Annotated in this window: 17 protein-coding genes and 1 pseudogene; 6 read left to right on the plus strand and 12 right to left on the minus strand. The window is 74.9% G+C overall.

Annotated elements, in window-relative coordinates:
• Positions 1-139: 139 nt before the first annotated feature.
• Positions 140-538 (minus strand): VOC family protein, encoded by a 399-nt coding sequence (locus ACWEJ6_RS23615; protein ID WP_387674040.1) that lies wholly within the window; start codon positions 536-538, stop codon positions 140-142.
• Positions 539-605: 67 nt separating this feature from the next.
• Here ACWEJ6_RS23615 and ACWEJ6_RS23620 point away from each other — a divergent pair, with 67 nt between their 5' ends.
• A complete protein-coding gene (locus ACWEJ6_RS23620) occupies positions 606-1094 on the plus strand; it encodes a DinB family protein (RefSeq protein ID WP_397158404.1) in 489 nt (162 codons plus the stop codon).
• A gap of 16 nt (positions 1095-1110) precedes the next feature.
• Here ACWEJ6_RS23620 and ACWEJ6_RS23625 read toward each other — a convergent pair whose 3' ends face one another.
• A complete protein-coding gene (locus ACWEJ6_RS23625) occupies positions 1111-1974 on the minus strand; it encodes an SMP-30/gluconolactonase/LRE family protein (RefSeq protein ID WP_452426160.1) in 864 nt (287 codons plus the stop codon).
• 37 nt (positions 1975-2011) lie between these two features.
• Complete coding sequence (locus ACWEJ6_RS23630; RefSeq protein ID WP_452426162.1) at positions 2012-2923, minus strand: EamA family transporter; 912 nt, start codon at positions 2921-2923, stop codon at positions 2012-2014.
• A 76-nt stretch (positions 2924-2999) separates the two neighbouring features.
• On the opposite strand from ACWEJ6_RS23630, the gene ACWEJ6_RS23635 reads away from it, so the two are divergent.
• Positions 3000-3497, plus strand: coding sequence for a MarR family winged helix-turn-helix transcriptional regulator (locus ACWEJ6_RS23635; RefSeq protein ID WP_387674047.1), 498 nt, complete (start codon positions 3000-3002; stop codon positions 3495-3497).
• Between the two features lie 8 nt (positions 3498-3505).
• Here the strand turns inward: ACWEJ6_RS23635 and ACWEJ6_RS23640 are convergent, their stop codons facing one another.
• The 6 genes from ACWEJ6_RS23640 to ACWEJ6_RS23665 form a co-directional block, all read right to left on the minus strand.
• Positions 3506-4777 (minus strand): MFS transporter, encoded by a 1272-nt coding sequence (locus tag ACWEJ6_RS23640; RefSeq protein WP_452426164.1) that lies wholly within the window; start codon positions 4775-4777, stop codon positions 3506-3508.
• Between the two features lie 44 nt (positions 4778-4821).
• Positions 4822-5301, minus strand: coding sequence for an RrF2 family transcriptional regulator (locus ACWEJ6_RS23645; RefSeq protein WP_357981488.1), 480 nt, complete (start codon positions 5299-5301; stop codon positions 4822-4824).
• 23 nt (positions 5302-5324) lie between these two features.
• Positions 5325-6197: a pentapeptide repeat-containing protein gene (locus ACWEJ6_RS23650; protein ID WP_452426166.1), complete on the minus strand. Its 873-nt coding sequence runs from the start codon at positions 6195-6197 to the stop codon at positions 5325-5327.
• A 44-nt stretch (positions 6198-6241) separates the two neighbouring features.
• The gene (locus ACWEJ6_RS23655) at positions 6242-7009 is read right to left on the minus strand and encodes a GNAT family N-acetyltransferase (RefSeq protein ID WP_452426168.1); all 768 of its coding nucleotides are present in this window, start codon (positions 7007-7009) and stop codon (positions 6242-6244) included.
• Positions 7010-7035: 26 nt separating this feature from the next.
• Positions 7036-8010, minus strand: a complete 975-nt coding sequence (locus ACWEJ6_RS23660) for a small ribosomal subunit Rsm22 family protein (protein WP_452426170.1) — start codon at positions 8008-8010, stop codon at positions 7036-7038.
• Positions 8011-8196: 186 nt separating this feature from the next.
• On the minus strand, positions 8197-8760 hold the full coding sequence (locus tag ACWEJ6_RS23665; protein WP_358299528.1) for a TetR/AcrR family transcriptional regulator: 564 nt from the start codon (positions 8758-8760) through the stop codon (positions 8197-8199).
• Positions 8761-8817: 57 nt separating this feature from the next.
• Between ACWEJ6_RS23665 and ACWEJ6_RS23670 the strand changes: the two genes are divergently transcribed.
• Entirely contained in the window at positions 8818-9777 is a 960-nt protein-coding gene (locus ACWEJ6_RS23670; protein ID WP_452426172.1) for a DsbA family protein, read from the plus strand.
• A 59-nt stretch (positions 9778-9836) separates the two neighbouring features.
• Positions 9837-10682: an alpha/beta fold hydrolase gene (locus tag ACWEJ6_RS23675; protein WP_452426174.1), complete on the plus strand. Its 846-nt coding sequence runs from the start codon at positions 9837-9839 to the stop codon at positions 10680-10682.
• Positions 10683-10704: 22 nt separating this feature from the next.
• Here ACWEJ6_RS23675 and ACWEJ6_RS23680 read toward each other — a convergent pair whose 3' ends face one another.
• Positions 10705-11175, minus strand: coding sequence for a MarR family winged helix-turn-helix transcriptional regulator (locus ACWEJ6_RS23680; protein ID WP_387674067.1), 471 nt, complete (start codon positions 11173-11175; stop codon positions 10705-10707).
• A gap of 78 nt (positions 11176-11253) precedes the next feature.
• Here ACWEJ6_RS23680 and ACWEJ6_RS23685 point away from each other — a divergent pair, with 78 nt between their 5' ends.
• A complete protein-coding gene (locus ACWEJ6_RS23685) occupies positions 11254-12705 on the plus strand; it encodes an LLM class flavin-dependent oxidoreductase (RefSeq protein ID WP_452426177.1) in 1452 nt (483 codons plus the stop codon).
• Here ACWEJ6_RS23685 and ACWEJ6_RS23690 read toward each other — a convergent pair.
• Complete coding sequence (locus tag ACWEJ6_RS23690) at positions 12629-13933, minus strand: MFS transporter (RefSeq protein WP_452426179.1); 1305 nt, start codon at positions 13931-13933, stop codon at positions 12629-12631. The two genes, ACWEJ6_RS23685 and ACWEJ6_RS23690, sit on opposite strands and share 77 nt — an antisense overlap.
• Positions 13934-13988: 55 nt before the next feature.
• On the opposite strand from ACWEJ6_RS23690, the gene ACWEJ6_RS23695 reads away from it, so the two are divergent.
• Positions 13989-14378: a MerR family transcriptional regulator gene (locus ACWEJ6_RS23695; RefSeq protein ID WP_397158431.1), complete on the plus strand. Its 390-nt coding sequence runs from the start codon at positions 13989-13991 to the stop codon at positions 14376-14378.
• Between the two features lie 391 nt (positions 14379-14769).
• Here the strand turns inward: ACWEJ6_RS23695 and ACWEJ6_RS23700 are convergent.
• Positions 14770-14860: pseudogene (locus ACWEJ6_RS23700) on the minus strand (RsmG family class I SAM-dependent methyltransferase); the annotation flags it as partial.

The raw sequence follows: 14860 nt of genomic DNA on the forward strand, positions 1-14860 counted from the left end.
ACGGTGTCTTCCGCGTTCGCCGTACCGTCGATGTGTTCGCCCCGCTGAGGACCTTCCCGATGCGTGCTCGCCGGGCGCGCGCACAAGGTCGCGCGGCCGGCAGTGCACGAGCGGCAGCCACCGCGTCGCGCCAGGCGCTTCAGTCGCGGTCGTAGTGGCAGACGGCCTCCAGCATGACGCCGTGCGGGTCGAGCCAGAACGCGGCGTGGTAGGGCGGCGGGTACTCGGGGAACTCCCTGGGCTCGTGCAGCACCTCCGAGCCGAGCTCCACCGCCCGCGCGTGCGCCTCGGCGACCGCGGACCGGCTGCGCAGCGAGAACGCCAGATGCTGGAGCCCGGTGCGGTGCCGCGAGTAGTCGCCGGCCTCCTGCGCGGGGTAGAGGAACAGGTACGTGCCCGGCTTGTCGTCCGCCGGCATGTAGCCGATCTCCTCCTCGCTGCTGAAGAACTCCTTGAAACCGAGGTACGGCAGCAGGGCGTCGTAGTATTCCTTGGCCGCCCGCATGTCGGGGACGTTGATGCCGATATGACCGATCATGCAGGGAGTATCGCGGCCCCCGCCGGGCGACGGCAACGTGTCGGTCCCGGCTGTTACGGTCGCGGGCATGGGAACAGGAGTGCCGCCGTCCGGTGGCGAGAAGGAGAGCCTGCACGCCAGCCTCGACCGGCACCGCGACGTCATCGTGTGGAAGCTGCAGGGCCTGGGCGAGGAGCAGGTCAGGCGGCCGATGACACCGTCCGGCACGTCGCTGCTGGGCATCGTCAAACACCTGGCCGCCGTCGAGTACGGCTGGTTCTGCTCGACGTTCGGCCGCGAGGCCGAGCCGCTGTGGTTCGCCCCCGAGGACGACTTCGCGATCGGCGAGCGGGAGACCACCGAGCAGATCGTCGCCTTCTACGGCCGGGCCCGCGCCGCGGCCGACAAGGCGATCTCCGACCTCCCCCTCGACGAGCCCGGCACCTCGTGGGCGGGCCGCCGGGTGACCCTGCGCTGGGTGCTCATCCACATGATCGAGGACACCGTGCGGCACGCGGGCCACATGGACATCCTGCGCGAGCTGATCGACGGCGCCACCGGCGACCACCCCCGCTGATCGCCTTTCGCTCCCGTCACAGGGTGGTGGGCAGCACCGGGCGGCCGCGCACGCCGGGGTCGGCCGCGAACAGGGCGCCCGCCTCGGGCTGCTCCCGGGCGTCCACCCCGAGCCTCGACGTGGTGACGTACAGCCGGTCGAGGCCGGGGCCGCCGAACGTGACCGCGGTGACCTTGCCGACCGGCAGCTCCACCACGGCGTCGAGCCGCCCGCCGGGGGTGTACCGGTGCACGGCGAACCCCTGCCAGAGCGCCACCCACACCCCGCCCTCGGCGTCGACCGTCAGCCCGTCGGGCGCGCCCTGGGCGGGGTCGATCGTCACGAACGGCCTGCGCCCGGTGAGCCCGCCCGCCGGGTCGTGGTCGAGGACGTCCACCCGGCCGGTGGCGGTGTCGGCGTAGTAGGCGAGGCTGCCGTCGGGGCTGAAGTCGAGGCCGTTGGAGACGGTGACGCCGCTGATCACCGGGCTGAGCGCGCCGTCCGGCCCGGCCACGTAGAGGGAGCCGGCTCCGGGGGTCTCGTCGTAGGGCATGCTGCCGATGTAGAAGCGGCCCTCGGGGTCGCAGCCGCCGTCGTTCATGCGCACGCCGGGATCGCTCCACGCCTGGCCGAGCGGGCACAGCGGCGCGTCGAGGTCGTCGGAGTCGGCCAGCAGCAGCTCGCGTTCGCCGGCGACCACGTAACCGCCGGACACGCGCGGGCGCAGGGCCGCGGCGACCGGGCCGACGTGCCGCCGCCGCACGCCGCCGGAGTCGTCGAGGGCGAGCACGTCGCCGGCCAGCATGTCCACCCACCGCAGGCCGCCCCAGCGGGCGGACCACACGGGCCCCTCGCCGTGCTCGGCCACCGGCCCGGTCACGGGGTACGCCTGCACGCTCATACCGGCCTCCTCGGCCCGATCCTAGCGTCGGACGCGATCATCGTTTCCCGCCCGCGGGCACGGGGGCCTCCAGCGGCTGCGGCGCGGCGCGGTGCCGTACGGGCTGGAGCTGCGCCACGAGGAGGGCGGCGAGCACGATGACGGCGCCGGCGACCTGCGCGAGCGTGAGCCGCTGGCCGAGCACCAGCCAGCCGAGCGCGGTGGCGACGACCGGGCTGAGCAGCCCGAGGAAGGTGACCTTGGTGGCCGACAGCTCGCGGATGCCCCGGAACCACAGGGTGTAGGCCAGGGCCGAGCCGATGATCGCGAGGTAGGCGTACCCGGCGAGGTTCTCGCCGGACAGGTGGGCGGGCGGCGGCCCCTCGACGAGGAACGTCACCGGGGCGAGCAGCAGGCCGCCGGCCGTCAGCTGCCATCCGGTGGTGGCCAGCAGCGGCGCGGGCGACTTCCAGCGCTTGCTGAGCACGACCCCGACGGCCATCACCACCGCGCCGCCCAGCGCGGCGGCCACGCCCAGCAGGTCGAGCCGGGCGTCGGCGCGCAGCACCAGCAGGCTCACCCCGGCCACGCCCGCCGCCGCGGCGAGCGCGACGCGCCAGGTCAGCCGCTCCCCCAGCAGCCCCGCCGACAACAACGCGACCAGCAGCGGCTGGATGGCCCCCACGGTGGCGGCCACCCCTCCGGGCAACCGGTAGGCGCCCACGAACAACAACGCGAAGAACAACCCGATGTTGAGCGCGCCGAGCACCAGGGCACGCCACCACCAGTTCCCCTGGGGCAGCCGGCGGGTGATCGCGATCAGGATCAGCCCCGCCGGCAGGGCGCGGATCAACGCGGCCAGCAAGGGCCGGCCGGGCGGCAGCAGTTCGGTCGTGATCAGATAGGTGGTCCCCCAGATGGCGGGGGTGAGGGCGGTCAGCAGAACGGTTCCCGTTCGATTACTTAGCACTAAGACAAATTAACCGAACGCCGACGTTCCGGCCAGGTGATTTTCCTCACCGCTAAGACACTTGTAGGCTGCGAGGGTGGCTGACCAGGTCGACTACATCCTCAGGCAGTGGCACGCGCAGCGCCCTGACCTGGACGTCTCCCCCATGGCGGTGATCGGGCGGCTGTCGCGGCTGTCCCGGCTCATCGAGGCCGAGCTGGGCCGTACGTTCGCCGGGCACGGGCTCGACCGGGCCTCGTTCGACGTGCTGGCCACGTTGCGGCGCAGCGAACCGCCCCACCGCCTGACCCCCGCCGCCCTGATGCGCGCCTCCATGGTCACCTCCGGGGCCGTCACCCAGCGGCTCGACCGGCTGGAGTCGCGGGGGCTGGTGCGGCGCACGCCCAGCGACTCCGACGGGCGCGGCGTGCACGTGACGCTCACCGCCGAGGGGCTCGCGCTGATCGACCGCGCGCTGCCCGACCATCTGGCGACCGAGCAGCGGATGTTGGCGGCGCTCACCGGGCAACGGCGCGACGAGCTGGCCGCCACCCTGCGCGACCTGCTCGAATCCCTCGGCGACCACACGTCCTGACGCGCCGGTTACTCGGGGGCGCCGCCCGCCGATCTGGTGGCCAGGGCGAACAGCAGGGCGGCGGCCGCCAGCGCCGCGCCGGTCGCGTACGTGAGGGCCGCGCCCGACGGCAGCGTGAGCCCGCCGAGCAGCGTGCCCGCGCCGATCCCCGCGTAGATCGCCGAGGAGTTGAGCGAGACCACCAGCGGCGCCTCCCCGGGCGCGGCGGCGATGAGCCGGTGCTGCTGCGGCGGCGTCTGACACCAGCTGCTCGCACCCCACGCCAGCACCAGCACACCGACCAGCGCCACAGTGCCGACCGCAGGTCCGGCCGCAACACCGGCCGCCGCGCCGACCGCAGGGCCGACCGCAGGGCCGACCGCTGTGCCATCCGCCGGGCCGGCCGCCGGGCCGGCCGCCGCCATCCAGGCGAGCAGCCCCAGGCTGACGGCCATGACCAGGTACGCGACCGGCAGCACCCGGTGCGCGCCCCACCGGTCGGTGGCGTACCCGGCGGCCAGGTTGCCGAGGACGGCGCCCAGCCCGTACAGGAAGAGCATGCCCGCCGTCCCCTCCACGCCCACCGCGCGCAGGGCGGGCACGCTGTAGGCGTACACCGTGTAGCTGCCCGCCATCCCGAGCACGGTGAGCGGCAGGATGGCCGTCACCGCCGGCCGCCGCAGCACCTCCAGCCGGGCGCGCAGCGGCACCCGGGGCGCGCCCGGCAGCACCGGCATGATCGCGTACACCCCGGCGGCGACCGCCAGGCAGGCCACGGCCACCGCCCCCAGCGCGTACCGCCAGCCGAGCCGTTCGCCGGCCAGGTCGCCGAGCGGCACGCCGAGCGCCGTCGCGACCGTCAGCCCGCCCACCACCACGGCCAGCGCCCGCGCCCGCAGCTCGGGCCGCACCAGGACGGCCGCCACCGCGCCCGCGCCCGGCGTGTACGCCGCCGCCCCGGCCGCCGCCAGCACCCGGCTGACCACCAGCACGGGGAACGACGGCGCCAGCGCCGACCCCAGGTTGGCCAGCCCGAGCACGACCAGCGCCGTCACCAGCAGCGCCCGCCGCGGGACCCGCGCGGCGACGGTGGCCAGCACGGGCGACGACAGCGCGTACGCGACGGCGAACACCGTCACCGACTGCCCGGCCGCCCCCTCGGCGACCTCCAGCGACGTGGCCAGGTCCGGCAGGAACCCGGCCACCACGAAGGCGTCCGTGCCGACGGCGAACGTCCCGAGCGCCAGCACCAGCGTCGGGGCGAGGCCCCGGGACTCCGTCTTATTCGGGACATTCAACATCCCGATTCTCCTTCCAGGTGTGCGCCCCACGGGCGGGGTCGAATTCAGCCGCGAAGGCGTTCGTAGTGGCGGCGCGCGCGGTCGGGGGCGTTCGCCGGAGCCGCGTCCATGAGGTCGGCGACCGTCTGGGCGGCCAGCTCGCGCCGCCAGGCGAGCTCGGCCCGGCGCATGGCCGCCGCGACCCCGCACGGGTGCGCGAACTCGCGGGCGGGCGCCTCGGCCCCCGCGCCGCGCTGCCGGATCTCGGTGCACCTGAACGCCTCGTCGGGGCCCTCGACCGCGGCGACGACGTCCATGAGCGTGATCCGGGCGGGCGGCCTGGCCAGCCTGAACCCGCCCTGAGCGCCCGGAACCGAGGTCAGGATGCCCGCGCGGACCAGCGCCTGGAGCCGCTTCTTGAGGTAGACGGGCGGCAGCTCGAACAGCGCCGCCAGCCGCCCGGTGGGCAGCGGGGCCTCGTCCTCCAGCCACGCCAGCACCAGGCAGCAGTGGAGCCCCCACTCGACGCCTTCACCCATGCGCATGAAAGGGGATACTACATGTCCCTTTAAGGTCGGCCGCGGCGGCCCTGCCTGCCGCGCCGGGCGCGCGGCTCCGGCCCGGCGGCGGCCGTCCAGTGGGCGGGACGGGTGAGCGCGGCGGGCAGTTTCGTGGCGGGGGTGCCCTTGGCGGCGTTGAGCTGGGCCTGGGTGAGGAAGACGCAGCCGGTGAGGTCGGCCCCGGACAGGTCGGCGCCCCGCAGGTCGGCGCCGATCAGGTCGGCCAGGCGCAGGTCGGCCCCGCGCAGGTTCGCGCCGATGAGGTAGGCGCCGCGCAGGTTGGCCGCGCGCAGGTCGGCGCCCTTGAGGTTGGCGCCGATCAGGTCGGCGCCGCGGTGCTCCCTGCCCCGCCGACCGGCCCTGACCAGCTCGCTCGTACGCAGCAGCAGCGTGTTGACCTCACCCCGGTGGGCGGCCACGTCGAGCCGCTCCAGGACGCCGGGGCTCTCGCGGGTCAGGCGCTCGGTCTCCTCGTACGCCGCCCGCAACTCCGGGCCGATCTCCGCGGCGGCGTCGAGGGTCAGCGCCTCGGCGAGGTACCACAGCAGCTCGTGGAGCTGCCGCATGACCGGGAACACGGCGAACATCTGCCCGGACGTCTCAGGCGCGGCACGCCAGTCGCGGCCCTCGAAGGTGACCTGGGAGACCTTCTGCCCGGCGCCGAAGCAGTCGAAGACGGTGCAGCCGGGGAAGCCGCGCTCCCGGAGCTGGGCGTGGATGCCGCAGCGGAAGTCGTCGCGCAGGTTGACGCAGGGGCGGCCGGCGTCCTTGGCGACGGCGAAGTCGGCGGAGGCGGCGAACGGCAGGGCCACGCAGCACAGGCCGAAACAGCTCTCGCAGTCGGCCAGCAGGCCGAGCTCGCGCGGGGTCCTCTCGGGCAACGCTCTCCTTGTCACGACGGGGTGTGCCCAGGGTACCGGCGCGGTCAGTCCCGCACGTACGGCGTGGTCGTGGTCAGCGGGACGAACCCGAGCCCGAGCAGGATCGGCCGGCTCTGGTCGGAGGCGTCGACCTGGAGGTAGTCGTAGCCGCGCGCGGCGGCCCGCCGGGCCCGCCAGGCGACCAGCGCCCGGTAGAGCCCGCGCCCCCGCCAGCCCGGCACGGTGCCGCCGCCCCACAACCCGGCGAAGCTCGTGCCCGGGGACAGGTCGAGCCGGGCCGCGCTGACCGCCCGCCCGTCCGCCACCGCGAGGACGGGGACGACGGTGTCGTCGGACAGGCGGGCCAGCAGGTGGTCGCGCAGCCGGCTGCCGTCGGCGCCGAAGGCCAGCTCGTGCACCTCGACCAGCGCCCGCACGCCCGCCGCGTCGGTGACCGGCACCAGGCTCACGCCGTCGGGCGGCCGCACCTCGGTGTCGAGGTCGGCGACCCGGGCGACCATCACGGTCTCGGCCGGTTCGGCGGCGAACCCGGCGGCCAGGAGCCGGTCGGCCAGGTCGGCGGGCCGGTCGTGGGCGTACAGCTTCCACTCGAAGCCCAGGCCGAGGTCGCCGAAGAAGCGCACCTGGCGGGCGACGGCCGCGTCGGCGCCGCCCTCGTCGAGGCCGGACCACAGGACGCCGTTCCACGCGTGCGGCGGGCCGACCTGACGGACGACGTCGGCGTCCCGCTCGACCTTGACGTCCGGCCCGTCGGGGCGCGCCTCCCGCCGCATCTGCCGGTCGAACAGCGCCAGCACCTCATCATGATCCATTCCGCCGACCCTACCGCCCGGCCGGGTCACTCGGCGGCCGGCCAGTCGTCGCCCCAGTCGACGTCGCGGGCCAGCCGGTACAGCTCGCCCTGCCGCTTGGAGACGACCACGTCGCGCACGCCCTCCTCGGCGGTGCACAGGCGCAGCGACACCAGCCCCTTGCGCTTCTGCGGATGGCGCAGGACGCGTGCCGCCGCCCGCGGCCACTCCCCCCCCACGGCGGCCACGTAGGAGAACTTCTCGTCCTCGAAGCCGAGGGTGCCCGACTTGACGCGGCGGTGCAGGGTGGTGCGCGGCAGGCGTACGGAGAAATGGCACCAGTCGCGGCCCGGCCGGATCGGGCACGGGCCGTCGTGCGGGCAGGGGGCGACGACGGTCAGGCCGCACCCGGTCAGCGCCTCCCGGGAGGTGACGATGTTGGCGTACCCGGCGGGGGTGCCGGGCTCGATGACGATCACCATCGTCGCGTCCGCGGCCAGCCAGCGCACGACGTCGGCGTGCCGCTGCGCGGGCAGCTCGTTCAGGGCGTACGACATGGTGACCAGGTCGGCGGCGGGCCGGTCGAGGCCCGGGTCGATCGAGGCGCGCCGCCAGGTGACGTCGCGGACGGGCGCGGTCCTGGCCAGCCGCCGGCCGAGCTCGATGATCTGCGGGTCGTGCTCGACGACGGTGACCCGCTCCAGCGAGGGCCAGACCGGCCCGGCCGCCCAGACCGCCGCGCCGGTGCCGCCGCCCACGTCGAGCTGCGTCCGCGGCGCGAAGCCCGGGGTCATCGCGGCGGCCATGCGCATGGCCGTGCCCGCGGCGGCGTACGTGGCGGGCATGCGGTAGGCGGCGTAGGCCGCGATGTCGGCCGGGGTGCGCAGGTGCGGCGCGGCGGCGGACGGGCCGGTGCGGTAGCGCTCGGTGAGCTGTTCCGTCGCGCGGGACAGGTCGTGCGGCGCGAAGCGGGCCAGGGCCGAGTCCAGGGCGGTCCTGAGCTCGTCGGGCAGCATGGTCATCGTGTGGTCCTGGCGGTCGGGTCGGGGACGGGGCGGGCGACCGCTGCCAGGGGAGGAACGACGCCTCTGACCTGTCCGGCGATGTCGCGACGCAGCGTACCAAGCGGGCGGCGCGCGGCGGCAGCGGAGCTCAGGGCCCGGAGCCCCCTGCACCGGTTTCCGGAGGGCGGCGCGCGGCGGCGGGGCTCAGCCGGGGGCCGGGGGCCGGAACAGGCGCCAGAACGACTGGGCCGCGGCGGCGTCGCGGCGGCCGCCGCACACCCAGTGGGTGATCACGCCGATGAGCGCCCCGGCCAGGAAGGCGGCGTGCACGTCGGCGGGCACGTCCTCGAACCCCGCCGGGCGGCTGCCGGTGGCGAAGCGGCCGGTCAGCTCCTCGGTGAGCCGCTCGCGCATCCGGGCGGCGAAGCGGGCGCTGCCCTGGCCGCCCAGCATGCGCTCGTACAGGGTGGCGTTGGCGGCCACGTGGTCGAACAGCTCCGCCAGCGGGGCCGGCGGCCGGTCGCGGGGGGCGTCGAGCGGGCACAGGGCGGCCGCCCGCGCCACGGCGGTGACGGCGTCCTCCATGGCGTCGGTGACCAGCGCGTCGACGTCCGGATAGTGCAGGTAGATCGTGGCGCGGTTGACCTCGGCGTGCTGCGCCAGCGCCGACATGGTGATGCTGCCCAGTTCCTGCCGGGCGGCCAGGTCCAGCACGGCGGCCTTGAGACGGGCGCGGGTACGCCGCGCCCGCGGATCATCCGGGTTCACGCCGCCACTATACGACACATGTTGACTAATCGACAGTTGTCGCATAGATTGCCCGTCATGCGAATCGAAGTCTGGGCGGACATGGTCTGCGGATGGGCCCACATCGGGAAGCGGCGGCTGGAGAAGGCCCTCGCCTCCTGGGAGGGCGAGCCGGTCGAGGTGGTCTGGCGGCCGTTCCAGATCGATCCGTCGGCGCCGGCGAAGGCCGAGCCGCTGGCCGAGGTGCTGAGCGACCCCATGGTCGAGGAGGCGCTCCAGGTCTGCTCGCCCGGCCTGTCCCCGGCCGACAACCGGCTGCGGGTGGCCGGCATCGCCGCCGACGAGGGGCTCGGGCAGCAGTGGGGCGCGGCCTGGCGGCCCAACACGCTGGAGGCGCACCGGCTGATCGCCGTGGCGTACGAGACGGGCGGCGCGGCGCTGCAGTCCGACGTGGTCGGCCGGGTCCTGTCGGCCCACTTCGTCGAGACCCTCGACATCGGCGACCCGGCCGTGCTGTCGGCGATCGCGGCCGAGACCGGCGTGCCGTGGGACGGCCGGGGCGCCGGCCTGGTGCGCGAGCTGCTGCTCACGGGCAAGGCCAAGGGCGTGCGCACGTCGCCGACCATCGTCGCGGGCGGCCGCGCCCTGGCCGGGGCCCAGCCGCCGGACGTGATCAGGGACTTCCTGGCCGACGCCGCCGCTCACCCGGTCCGGCGGCTGCCCGCCGAGGTGGAGCGCCTGCGCCACGCCGAGTCGCTGCTCGACCAGCGCGACCCGCTCGGCGCGCTCACGCTGCTGCGCCCGCTGCTCGACGAGCACGGCACGGATCGCGGGGTGCGGCTGCTGGCGGCCCGCGCGTACTTCGCCTCGGCCCAGCTCGGCCGGGCGCGTACGGCCCTGGAGAGCCTGGTCGCCGAGGCGCCCGACGACTCCTACGCCCGTCACCTCCTCGGCCGTACCCTGCACCGCCAGGGCCACCCGGAGGAGGCCGCCCCGCACCTGACCCTGGCCGCCGTCATGACCCCGGACTACGCCTGACGCTGAGCCCGTGGCGAACGCGACCTTCTCCCGCACCCCCGCGGGAGTAGGTTGCGGGGATGACGATCGCCTATGACCAGGCCGGGCCCGCGTCGGGCGACGCCGTCGTGCTGGTCCATGCCGGGGTGGCCGATCGGCGCATGTGGGAGCACCAGTTCGCGGCGCTGTCGCGGCGTCATCGGGTGATCCGCTACGACCGGCGCGGCCACGGCGGGTCCGGCGACGCCGAGGGCGAGGTCTGCCACCACGAAGACCTGCTGGAGCTGATGGACACGCTGGAGGTCGAGCGGGCGGCGCTGGTCGGCTGCTCGATGGGCGGCGCGTACGCCGTGGAGGCCGCCCTGGCCGCGCCCGGCCGGGTGGCGGCCCTGGCGTTGGTCGGCTCCGGCCTGGCCGGACATCAGTGGCCGCCGGAGATGCTGGCGCAGGCCCGCGAACGCGTGCACACCTCGGTGCCCGCCGACCGGCTGGCCCGCTACCGCGAGGGCGGGGCGACCGGCGTCGATCCGGGTGACGTGCGGGCGATGGCCGAGGCGCACACGGCCTGGCAGGTCGCCGGGCCCGGCCGCAGCCGCGACGCGCTGCCCGGTCCGGTGTGGGAGGCGGCGGTGGAGATGTGCGCCCTGGTGTTCCAGCGGTCCTGGACCGGGCCCAGGTCGTCGGAGCGGTTCCTGTCCCCGCCGGCCGCGGGGCGGCTGCGCGAGGTCGCCGCGCCCACGCTGGTGATCAACGGCTTGTCGGACGTGCCGGGCATCCAGGAGGTGTCGGACATCCTGGCAGCGGGCATTCCGGGCGCGCGCCGCCTCGACCTGCCCGAGACCGGCCACCTGGCGCCCCTCGAACGCCCCGAAGAGGTGACGGCGGCGTTGACGTCGTTCCTCGCGGAGGTCTTCCCTCCCCTCTGACGCTCCCCTGACCAGCGGCCGTTCAGCGGCCGGGCTCCAGGCGGCCCCAGGTGCGGCCGGTACGGGCGGTGTCCTCGGTCAGGATCTCCCCGATGGCCGCGGCCAGCAGGTCGCGGTGGCGCGCGGGCAGGCCGGCGGCCAGCGTCTCCAGGCGGGCCGCCACCCCGTCGTGGGCGCGCACCGCGATCTCCGCGCCCGCCGGGGTCAGCTCGATCAGGCAGGCGCGGCGGTCACGCGCGTCGCGCACCCGGGCCACCAGCCCGCGTTTCTCGGCGCGGTCGACGAGCCCGGTCAGGCTCGACTTCTCCAGGTGCAGCGCCCGGGTCAGGCCGGTCATCCCGATGGGCCCGCCGACCAGCAGGCACAGGAGCTGGGCCTGCTGCGGGGTCAGGTCGTGCTCCCTGCTGACCTCGCCGTAGACCTGCTCGACCAGGTGCGCCAGGCGGACGAGCGCCTCGGTGAGGCTCAGACCCGGGGCTTCGGTGGCGACCATGCGACCAGTGTAATTGACAGTAGTTGGCGGCACGAACTAAATTTACTTCGCGACACCAACAGTTCGTACAACCAACCAATGGGTGAGCCCCTCATGCCCGACTACGGTCACGACCTGCAGTTCAGCGCCAACCTCGTCCCGGCCGCCGGGCAGGCGGACGAGGTCGTGGCCCTCGCCCAGCTCGCCGAGCGCGCCGGGCTGGACCTGGTGACCTTCCAGGACCACCCCTACCAGCCCGCCCTCCTCGACACCTGGACGCTGCTCAGCTTCGTCGCCGCGCGCACCGAGCGCATCCGACTGGCCGGCAACGTGCACCCGCTGCCGCTGCGCCCGCCGGCCGTGCTCGCCCAGGCGGCGGCCAGTCTCGACCTGCTCAGCCACGGGCGGTTCGAGCTGGCGCTCGGCGCGGGCGGCTACTGGGACGCCATCGAGGCCATGGGCGGCCCCCGGCGCACCCCGTCCGAGGCCGTGGCCGCGCTGGAGGAGGGCATCGGGATCATCCGCGCGGTCTGGGACACCGGCACGCGCGGCGGCATCCACCACCGCGGCGAGCACTACCGGGTGGACGGGCTCAAGCGCGGCCCGCGACCGGCCCACGACATCGGGATCTGGCTCGGGGCGTACAAGCCGCGCATGCTCCGGCTCACCGGGCGGCTGGCCGACGGCTGGCTGCCCTCGCTCCCCCGCTTCCAGGACGTCGCCGCCCTGGGCGAGGGCAACGCCGTCATCGACGAGGCCGCGCTGGAGGCCGGGCGGTCGCCGTCCGACGTGCGGCGGCTGCTCAACCTGGGCGGTCCGCTGCCCGCCGCGCAGCTCGCCGAGCTCGCGCTCGTCCACGGGGTGAGCGTCTTCATCCTCATGTCCGGCGATCCGCGCGAGATCGAGCGCTTCGCCGCCGAGACCGCCCCGGCCGTACGGGAGCTGGTCGCCGCCGGACGCGGACAGTCGCCGGAACCGGCCAACCGCGCCGGGACCCGCGCCGCGATCCAGGTCTGGGACGAGGCCACCAGGCCCACCGCGCCCGACCCCGACCCCGGCCGCCGATACACCCCGGCGGAGCAGGCCGCCGGGCAGCACCTCGTGGACGTGCACGACCACCTGCGCGCCGAGCTGGCCCAGCTCCGCGACCTCGTCGAGCAGGTGGCCGCGGGCACGATCGACGCGGGCGCGGCCCGTTCGCAGATCGCGACCATGACGATGCGGCAGAACAACTGGACGCTGGGTGCGTACTGCGAGTCGTACTGCAGGCTCGTCACCATGCACCACACCGGGGAGGACAGCATGGTCTTCCCGAAGCTGCGCCGCGCCGAGCCGGGGCTCGCGCCCGTCCTGGATCGGCTGCAGGAGGAGCACGAGGCGATCCACAAGATCATCGAACGGGTGGACCGGACGCTCGTCGCCTTCGTCGGCGAGCCCGGCGGCCTGGGCGACCTGCGCGCCGCCGTCGACCTGCTCAGCGACGCGCTGCTGTCCCACCTGTCGTACGAGGAGCGGGAGCTGGTGCCGCCGCTGTCGAGGCACGGCTTCTAGCGTCGCCTGTTCCGGCGGCCCTGCTTCCGGCGACAGGGTCGCCGGGGGCCAGGTCACCAGGGGCCGTGCCGCCGGGGGCCGGGAAGGCGTGCCGGCGGGCGGCGGCCACGACCGCGAGGGCGGCGAGCGCCACCGGGAGCGCGGTCCACGGCAGCGCGCCCGCCCCCGCGCCCTCCAGCACCAGCCCGCCGGTGAGCGACCCGGCCGCGATGCCCACGTTGTAGACGGTGGTCTGCATCGACGTGGCCACGTCGGCGTTCTCCGGCCCCGAGGCGATGACCAGCGCGGTCTGCAGCAGCGTCGGCGCTCCCCCGAACGCCGCGCCCCACAACGCGACCGCGCCCAGCAGCACCCCGGCGGACCCGGCGTACAGACCGAGGGCCGTCATGGACGCGGCCACCGCGGCCAGCACCGCGAGCAGGGTCGCCCGCGGGCGCCTGTCGATCACCGCGCCGACCACCCAGATGCCCGCCACCGTGGCCACGCCGAACACCAGCAGCACGGTCCCGGGCCGGCCGAACCCGGCCTGCTCCGCGAACAGCGCCAGGTACGTGTACATCGCCTGGTGCCCCAGCAGTACCAGCGCCGTCACCGACAACACGGTCCTGACGCCGGGGACGACCGCGACCCGCCGCAACGGCACCCGCCGCGCCGCCGGCTCGCCGGGGAAGGGCGGCACCTTCCACAGGACCCAGCCCACCAGGACCACCGCCACCGCCGACAGCGACCCGAACGCCGCCCGCCATCCGACGGCCGCCGCGAGCTGCGTCCCGGCCGGGATGCCCGCGCACAGTGCCACCGTGATCCCGGCCGAGACGATCGCGATGGCCCTGCCGCGGCGCTCGGCGGGGACCATGCGGGCGGCGTACCCGACGAGCATGGCCCACAGGATGCCGCCCATCGCCCCCGCCCCCACCCGCGCCGCGAACGTCACCGCGTACGACGACGACACCGCCGTGACCGCGTTGAGCAGCGCGAACCCGAGCAGCGCGGCCACCAGCACCTGTCGCCTGGGCAGCCCGCGCAGCAACGCGGTCAGCGGGATCGCGGCCAGGAAGGAGGCGACCGCGTAGGCGGTCACGAGGAACCCGGCCGTCCCCTCCGGCACGCCGAGGGCGGCGGAGAGCTGCGGCAGCAGGCCCGCCGGAAGGAGTTCGGTCATGACGGCCGTGAACGCCGCCGTGAACAGCGCGAGCAGCCCCGCCCACGGGAGTTTCGCAGGAGACATGCCGCCTATGCTGAAACCTTCACATCAGTGTGAAGGCAAATCCTCCGAGGGAAGCATGAAGATCGGACAGTTGTCCCAGCGTACGGGCGTGCCGACGCGCATGCTGCGTTACTACGAGGAGCAGGACCTGCTGCACCCCGACCGCGCCGTCAACGGCTACCGGGACTATCCCGAGTCGGCGGTGTACCGGGTCCAGCAGATCCGCGGGCTGCTCGACTCCGGGCTCACCACGGAGATCATCCGCCGCATCCTGCCGTTCCTGAACAAGCCCGACGAGATCCACCTGCATCCGGAGTGCCTGACGCCGGAACTGGCCGAGCTGCTGCGGGCTGAGGCGGGCCGCATCCAGCAGCGCATCGACTGCCTGTCCCGCAACCGGGACGCCATCCACGCCTACCTGGCCGCCGTACGGTCCGCGGCGGACGGGGGCGCGCCCTCGGGCTGATCGTTTCGCTGCGAATCCGGTCTGCTGGAATGTGGGCATGGAGACCTTGGCCGACCTTCTCTCGGACGCGGCGGCGGGCCGCCCGCCCGCCCCCGACGGCAGCGTGACCGTCCTGCCCCAGCCGTCGGAGCGCGACGCGGGGATCATCGCCTTCACCGCCCACACGGTGGTCTTCGCCGACGTCGATCCGGCTCGGGTGCACGCCCTGCTGCCCGCCGGCGACCTGTCGGCGCCGCTCATGCCGGCGTTCCTGACGGCGATGGAGGCCGCGACCGGCAGGCGGACCGGCAACCTCGACCTGCTGGCGCTGGCCGCCCCCGCCCCCGGGCCGCCCCCGCTCCCGCTGGAGGAGCTCACCGCCGGCGACCATCCGCGCGTCGTCCGGGCCCTCCAGGAACACCGTACGGCGAAGCAACGGCTCCAGCAGCGTGACCTCGATGTCCTGGCGGACGATGGCCAGCACCAGCCCCGGCAGCCCCGCC

It is taken from the genome of Nonomuraea sp. NPDC004702 (assembly GCF_053601695.1).

Coding starts and splice junctions, on each gene's coding strand:
- ACWEJ6_RS23615 (WP_387674040.1), bottom strand. CDS start 538: ATGATCGGTCATATCGGCATCAACGTCCCCGACATGCGGGCGGCCAAG.
- ACWEJ6_RS23620 (WP_397158404.1), top strand. CDS start 606: ATGGGAACAGGAGTGCCGCCGTCCGGTGGCGAGAAGGAGAGCCTGCAC.
- ACWEJ6_RS23625 (WP_452426160.1), bottom strand. CDS start 1,974: ATGAGCGTGCAGGCGTACCCCGTGACCGGGCCGGTGGCCGAGCACGGC.
- ACWEJ6_RS23640 (WP_452426164.1), bottom strand. CDS start 4,777: ATGTTGAATGTCCCGAATAAGACGGAGTCCCGGGGCCTCGCCCCGACG.
- ACWEJ6_RS23645 (WP_357981488.1), bottom strand. CDS start 5,301: ATGCGCATGGGTGAAGGCGTCGAGTGGGGGCTCCACTGCTGCCTGGTG.
- ACWEJ6_RS23655 (WP_452426168.1), bottom strand. CDS start 7,009: ATGGATCATGATGAGGTGCTGGCGCTGTTCGACCGGCAGATGCGGCGG.
- ACWEJ6_RS23660 (WP_452426170.1), bottom strand. CDS start 8,010: ATGACCATGCTGCCCGACGAGCTCAGGACCGCCCTGGACTCGGCCCTG.
- ACWEJ6_RS23670 (WP_452426172.1), top strand. CDS start 8,818: ATGCGAATCGAAGTCTGGGCGGACATGGTCTGCGGATGGGCCCACATC.
- ACWEJ6_RS23675 (WP_452426174.1), top strand. CDS start 9,837: ATGACGATCGCCTATGACCAGGCCGGGCCCGCGTCGGGCGACGCCGTC.
- ACWEJ6_RS23680 (WP_387674067.1), bottom strand. CDS start 11,175: ATGGTCGCCACCGAAGCCCCGGGTCTGAGCCTCACCGAGGCGCTCGTC.
- ACWEJ6_RS23685 (WP_452426177.1), top strand. CDS start 11,254: ATGGGTGAGCCCCTCATGCCCGACTACGGTCACGACCTGCAGTTCAGC.
- ACWEJ6_RS23690 (WP_452426179.1), bottom strand. CDS start 13,933: ATGTCTCCTGCGAAACTCCCGTGGGCGGGGCTGCTCGCGCTGTTCACG.
- ACWEJ6_RS23695 (WP_397158431.1), top strand. CDS start 13,989: ATGAAGATCGGACAGTTGTCCCAGCGTACGGGCGTGCCGACGCGCATG.